This is a genomic window from Xenorhabdus sp. PB61.4, assembly GCF_963894935.1.
In the GTDB taxonomy this organism is placed as follows: domain Bacteria; phylum Pseudomonadota; class Gammaproteobacteria; order Enterobacterales; family Enterobacteriaceae; genus Xenorhabdus; species Xenorhabdus stockiae.
This window is the reverse complement of sequence record NZ_CAWQJR010000174.1, coordinates 26011-32342: the sequence shown is the minus strand read 5'-3', so window position 1 is coordinate 32342 and position 6332 is coordinate 26011. Positions and strand designations below refer to the sequence as shown.

General features: G+C 42.3%; 6 protein-coding genes and 1 other annotated feature. Of the genes, 4 read left to right on the top strand and 2 right to left on the bottom strand.

Annotated elements, in window-relative coordinates:
• Nucleotides 1-401 precede the first annotated feature (401 nt).
• The gene (locus tag AACX68_RS13730; RefSeq protein WP_228859485.1) at nucleotides 402-1709 is read left to right on the top strand and encodes an HAAAP family serine/threonine permease; all 1308 of its coding nucleotides are present in this window, start codon (nucleotides 402-404) and stop codon (nucleotides 1707-1709) included.
• A 330-nt stretch (nucleotides 1710-2039) separates the two neighbouring features.
• On the opposite strand, the gene AACX68_RS13725 is transcribed toward AACX68_RS13730, so the two are convergent.
• Complete coding sequence (locus tag AACX68_RS13725) at nucleotides 2040-3248, bottom strand: serine hydrolase (RefSeq protein WP_228859484.1); 1209 nt, start codon at nucleotides 3246-3248, stop codon at nucleotides 2040-2042.
• 175 nt (nucleotides 3249-3423) lie between these two features.
• Between AACX68_RS13725 and AACX68_RS13720 the strand changes: the two genes are divergently transcribed.
• Nucleotides 3424-4044: a glutathione S-transferase family protein gene (locus AACX68_RS13720; protein WP_228859483.1), complete on the top strand. Its 621-nt coding sequence runs from the start codon at nucleotides 3424-3426 to the stop codon at nucleotides 4042-4044.
• Here the strand turns inward: AACX68_RS13720 and AACX68_RS13715 are convergent, their stop codons facing one another.
• Complete coding sequence (locus tag AACX68_RS13715; protein WP_228859482.1) at nucleotides 4045-4893, bottom strand: SDR family oxidoreductase; 849 nt, start codon at nucleotides 4891-4893, stop codon at nucleotides 4045-4047.
• Between the two features lie 319 nt (nucleotides 4894-5212).
• Here AACX68_RS13715 and hisL point away from each other — a divergent pair, with 319 nt between their 5' ends.
• Complete coding sequence (hisL, locus tag AACX68_RS13710; RefSeq protein ID WP_139837445.1) at nucleotides 5213-5260, top strand: his operon leader peptide; 48 nt, start codon at nucleotides 5213-5215, stop codon at nucleotides 5258-5260.
• Nucleotides 5236-5357: a sequence feature (His leader region), on the top strand. Its footprint overlaps the gene before it by 25 nt.
• 74 nt (nucleotides 5358-5431) lie before the next feature.
• Nucleotides 5432-6331 (top strand): ATP phosphoribosyltransferase, encoded by a 900-nt coding sequence (gene hisG / locus AACX68_RS13705; protein ID WP_228859481.1) that lies wholly within the window; start codon nucleotides 5432-5434, stop codon nucleotides 6329-6331.
• Nucleotide 6332: the final 1 nt, after the last annotated feature.

Below are 6332 nucleotides of genomic sequence, written 5' to 3'. Positions count from 1 at the left end.
CTTATTATCTTCATTTTTTACCGCTGCGTTTTATTTAATATTTAATTAACATCATTATAAAGATTCGTAACATATTAACTTTACGATATAAATCTTGCAATTGCGAGAGCGATCACGGTACATTTTACTAAAAATAATTATATTTCCCTTAGCAAATGTCTGTGGTTAAGAATTTTGATTTAAATATCAAAAATAGGACTAAACGGGATCTCAGATCATTAGTTTAAAATGACTGTAATTTAAGCGATATTATTAGTATATAAATAAACATGTATAAATAAACGTCAGCTCAACATCTGACAACTTATTATTCATATAACGAATCCAACTCGCGCATTTTATTAATGTGCGAGTTTAGTAGTTTTTAAATTTTACTTTACCGCGTTATTTCGGAGATATTTATGGACACATCTCAAGCAGGTTCAATCGCATCCTCTGCTTCTGGCAGCAAAAGCGATTACTCTACCTGGCGTAAATCAGACACTGTATGGATGTTGGGATTATATGGTACAGCCATCGGGGCTGGCGTTCTGTTTCTTCCCATAAACGCCGGGATTGGCGGGTTAATACCACTTATCATCATGGCTCTGCTCGCACTTCCGATGACATTTTTTGCTCACCGGGGAATGTGTCGTTTTGTCCTGTCCGGCAAAAATAGCGGTGAAGATATCACTGGTGTAGTAGAAGAGCACTTCGGGAAAGTAGCCGGCTTTTTTATTACTATCCTCTACTTCTTTGCTATCTACCCTATCCTGCTGGTTTATAGTGTTGCACTGACCAATACGGTAGAAAGTTTCATCATCCACCAGCTGAATATGGATGCACCTCCTCGTGCACTGCTGGCACTGGTCCTGATTCTCGGCGTTATGAGCATTATCCGTTTCGGTGAGCAAGCTATTGTTAAAGCAATGAGCGTGCTGGTATTCCCATTCGTCACTGTATTAATGCTGCTGGCTCTGTACCTGGTTCCTCATTGGAACACTGCGATTTTTGATACTCTGTCACTGGAAAGTGCAGTTTCTTCCACAAACAGTCACGGCCTGCTGTTCACCTTGTGGCTGGCTATCCCGGTTATGGTTTTCTCTTTCAACCATTCTCCAATCATCTCTGCGTTTGCTGTAGCAAAACGTGAAGAATACGGCGAGAACGCGGAAAAGAAATGTTCACGCATTCTGGGCTATGCTCATATCATGATGGTACTGACAGTCATGTTCTTTGTGTTCAGCTGCGTACTCAGCCTGTCACCTGAGAATCTGGCGGAAGCAAAAGCACAGAACATTACTATCCTGTCCTATCTGGCCAACCACTTTAATACACCACTCATTGAGTATATTGCTCCATTCATTGCCTTTATCGCTATTACCAAATCATTCCTTGGTCACTATCTGGGTGCTCGTGAAGGTTTTAACGGTATCGTTAGTAAAGCTATGAGCGCACGAGGCAAATCTATTCAGCACAAAACGCTGAATCGAATCACCAGCCTCTTCATGCTGATCAGCGCATGGATTATCGCAACTCTTAACCCAAGTATTCTGAACATCATTGAATCTCTGGGTGGCCCAATCATTGCTATGATCCTGTTCATCATGCCAATGTATGCCATTTACAAAGTACCTGCTATGCGTAAATACGCAGGCAAGCCAAGCAATATCTTCGTTATTCTGACAGGTTCAATTGCGATTTCTGCCGCAGTTTACTCTGTGATGTAATCGGTATATCAGGCAACTTTTTCGAGTTGTCCCCCTGAAAAAAATGCCAGTCTCTTTTATAGGACTGGCATTTTTATATCGCTCTGGCTGTATGATACACAATGGATTTCAAGTTGCATCGCGGCGGCAAGAGAGTAACAAATTCGTCGGGAACGAATTTGCCCAGCCAAAGGCTGGCCTCCGGTGAGAGGCAGGAGCCTCTCAGTAATCCCCAGGAGCATAGATAACCGTATGTTTATAAAAACGGTGACTGGGGTGAACGAGCGCAGCCAACAAAGAGGCAGCTTGCAAGACGAAGTGTATATATTTTCGTATTTTTAAAATCAATTATTAACTGAAAATTGCGTTAAACCAGCCACTGACTGTCTTTACAACAAAATCCCAGATACGGCCAAAAAATCCCGTTTCCTCAACCGATTCTTTTACCACCAGTGGGTGCTGTTCAACCACCTTCCCATCCAGCATAAAATTAACGGTTCCTACGATCTGATTTTTTGCCAATGGCGCTTCCAGCTCAGGCTGATTCAGGGTGAAACTCGCTTTCAAATTACCGGCCTGCCCACGTAAAAGAGTAACAGCGGCATCTTTTTCAACACCTAATGCTACCTCCGAGCGTGTTCCGTACCATACTTTTTGCGTGACAAAAACAGCATCAGCTTTTAATGGGATCGTCGTTTCATAAAAACGAAAGCCCCATGACAGAAGCTTTTCACTATCCACAAAGCGCATTCGATCACTGGAAGCTCCCAAAACAACCGAGATTAAGCGCATCGGGCCTTCCGTTGCAGATGCGACAAGATTATATCCCGCCCCACTGGTATGCCCTGTTTTTATGCCATCTACATTCATATTCTGATTCCACAACAAACGGTTGCGGTTGGGTTGGCGGATCTTGTTAAACGTAAATTCTTTTTCTTTATTCAGCGCATATTCTTCAGGGACATCACGGATCATCGCCTGCCCCAAAACAGCCATATCACGCGCAGTACTGTACTGTCCTGAAGCATCTAATCCATGCACTGTTTTAAAATGCGTATTCGTCAGCCCCAGTGACTGAGAATATTTATTCATCAAATCAACAAAAGCATCCTGGCTTCCTGCAACATAATCAGCAAGCGCAATACTTGCATCATTGCCAGACTGGATTACAATCCCGCGATTCAAATCAATAACTTTGACTCTATCACCCGGTTTTAAAAACATCAGGGATGAGCCTTTGAGCACAGGGTTACCTGTCGCCCACGCATCCTTTCCCACTGTAACCATATCGTCCTGAGAGATTTTCCCTGACTTCATCGCCAGCCCAACGACATAGCTGGTCATCATTTTTGTCAGACTTGCAGGATCTAAGCGTTCATCAGCATTATTTGATGCCAGAATTTTTCCGCTGGCATAGTCCATCAAAACATAAGATTTCGCATCAACCTCAGGTGCTGCGGGTTCGTCCATTGCATATAAGCTGGTACTCGCCAGCCAAAAAACACCCAGCCCCACCGTAAAAGACTTTATTCTCTTAATATGACCTCTTTTTTTCATCATTATCATCCACCTTCTCTCTCTGACAACCACATCCTATTCAACAATTGAAATACAAAACTCCTATTAATATAGATGTTATAGGATAAGACTCCAATTCAATAACGCAAAGATTCTCCTGTTATTTCTATGAGTTTATTGTCATATTATCAAACGACTTGATATTGAGGAGAAAATGATGCTGACAGTCTGGGGCCGTAAAAATTCATCAAATGTTAAAAAAGTGCTTTGGTGTCTGGAGGAATTAAATGTTCCTTACCAGCAAATTGATATCGGAGGGAAATTCGGCAAACTTAATGATCCGAATTATTTACACATGAATCCCAATGGAGTAATTCCATGCTTACAGGATGGTGATTTTATTCTTTGGGAATCAAATGTGATCGTTCGCTACCTTGCCGAAAAATTTGGCGAAAATACTCTATATCCGAATGATATTAAAGAAAAATATAATATCGAAAAGTGGATGGACTGGACTGGGTGCAATCTCTTTTCCCCCATCAAACAACTCATGATAAGCCTTGTCAGGACACCAGAGGCACAGCGTGATCAAAAAGTTATCACTCAGTCTTTAGCTGAAATAGAAAGACTGCTGAAAATTGCCGATGAAGCATTAAGCCAACAAACATACCTTTCCGGTGATAAATTTGGCATGGCTGATATAGCCTTGGCTCCGTTTATCTACCCGTGGATCAATGTGGTAACTGAACGCCCATCACTGCCAAACTTAGAACGCTGGTATCAATTAATGACCGAAAGGCCAGCATTCCAAAAAATCGTTATGATCGAAATAAATTAATTACAGACTCATCGGCATGCTTCCGGGATCTGGATATTGATACTCAAACCCCAGTTCCCGGCAAATACGGCTTCCATCCACTGTTTTACATTTTTCAGTGTCGCTTTCCGATCCCTCTTCTTCCGGCTGTAAAAATTCTGGCGGAGTCAGATTAAGCTGGCAACAAGCCTGTGAGTAAAATTCTGATCTTTTAGGATGGACAGGTGCACATAAATTGTAGACATTCCCTCCCTCAGAGCGCTGAATAAGCAATTTAATGGCGGAGATAGCATCATCCTGATGAACCAAATTAACAGCATTTTCTCCTCCTGAAATTGCCTTCCGTCCTGCCAGAAAACGCCCTGCGTGGCGACCCGTACCGACCAAGCCTGCCAAACGTAAAATATCAACTGAAGTATTGGGTAACTGATGCAGCCAGTTCTCCAGTTCAACCAATGCTCTGGCTGACTGAGTTTCAGGAGCTAATGGCGCATCTTCATTAAGATGACCAACAGACGAGCCATAAACGGAAGTTGAGCTGGTAAAAATAATATGAGGAACGGAATGCGAAAGTGCTGTGTCTACAATCAACTGTATTGCTCTGACATATTCTGCGCCACCTCCTGCGATACCACTGGTTGGCAACATCAGAACCAATACATCAACTGACATCAGCTGTTCAAGCTCATCGGCTGCACAGACTATTTCAGGAACCAGGTTTAATAAGTGGCAATCAATACCACACATACATGCTGCTTCAACCCCGTCTGGTGTTGTTTTACTGCCAATGACCTGTAAACCACTCCCTTGCAGGGCTTGCGCCAATGGCAGTCCCAGCCATCCCAGCCCGATAATTGAAACCTTTTTCACTATAATCCTCTCCAGCTCATATACTATTGATTAGTAGGTAAAATTATTCTCATAAAAAATATTAATCAACTATATGTTAATGGAAAAAAACACAAATACTTATAAAACAAATGGTTAATATCTAAAAGTAACTTTTTTGAAAAAAAGGTTGCTTTTCATACATAGAATCAGATAGGTTAAACGACAGACAGTTTATTATTTATTCTGGCAAACCACGCCAGCATATAGACAAAGTTAAGCATAAAGTTACCCTGAAGTCACAAAATAGCCCTTAATACAAATAACACAAAAGCTACATCAAACAGAGAACACACATATTATGAATCGTATTCAATTTAGCCATCATCATCACCATCATCCTGACTAGTCTTTCAGGCTGTTGTGTGCTGGAAGACATTTAGTAAGTCTTCCGGAGGCATGGATACGATAAAAACCCTCGGAAGATTTTCCGGGGGTTTTTTTATACCTAATAAATCCCGAGCCCAATGAATTTCGAGCTACAGAAAATATTCTGATTTATATATAGGGTAGACATAACATGTTAGATAAAACACGCTTGCGGATAGCCATGCAAAAATCAGGGCGCCTGAGTGATGATTCCAGAGAATTACTGGCTCGCTGTGGTATCAAAATAAATTTGCAACAACAGAGATTAATCGCTTTCGCGGAAAATATGCCTATCGATATCCTTCGTGTCCGTGATGATGACATTCCGGGCCTCGTGATGGATGGCATCGTTGATTTAGGTATTATTGGTGAAAACGTACTGGAAGAAGAGTTACTGAGCCGCCGGGCACAGGGGGATGATCCCCGTTATACCACATTACGCCGTCTTGATTTTGGTGCTTGCCGTCTTTCTCTTGCTGCTCCTCTTGATTACAACTATACAGGAGAGGAATGCTTACAAAATTCACGCATCGCCACATCTTATCCACACTTACTAAAGCGCTATTTAGATAAAAAAGGCATTCAATTCAAACCTTGCCTGCTCAATGGCTCAGTTGAAGTTGCTCCAAGGGCTGGGTTAGCTGATGCCATCTGTGATCTGGTTTCAACCGGTGCAACACTGGAAGCAAACGGATTACGGGAAGTAGAAGTCATCTATCGCTCAAAAGCCTGTCTGATACAACGTGATGGGGAAATGCCGGAAGCTAAACAACAGCTGATCAATAAGCTGATGACCCGTATTCAGGGTGTGATTCAGGCTCGTGAATCCAAATACATCATGCTACATGCACCAAGTGACAAACTGGAAGAAATCATCGATCTGTTGCCGGGCGCAGAACGCCCCACAATTTTGCCACTGGCCGGAGCGCAGAATCGTGTAGCCATGCACATGGTAAGCAGTGAGACACTATTCTGGGAAACTATGGAAAAACTCAAGGCACTGGGAGCCAGTTCAATTCTGGTTTTACCAATCGAAAAAATGATGGAGTAAG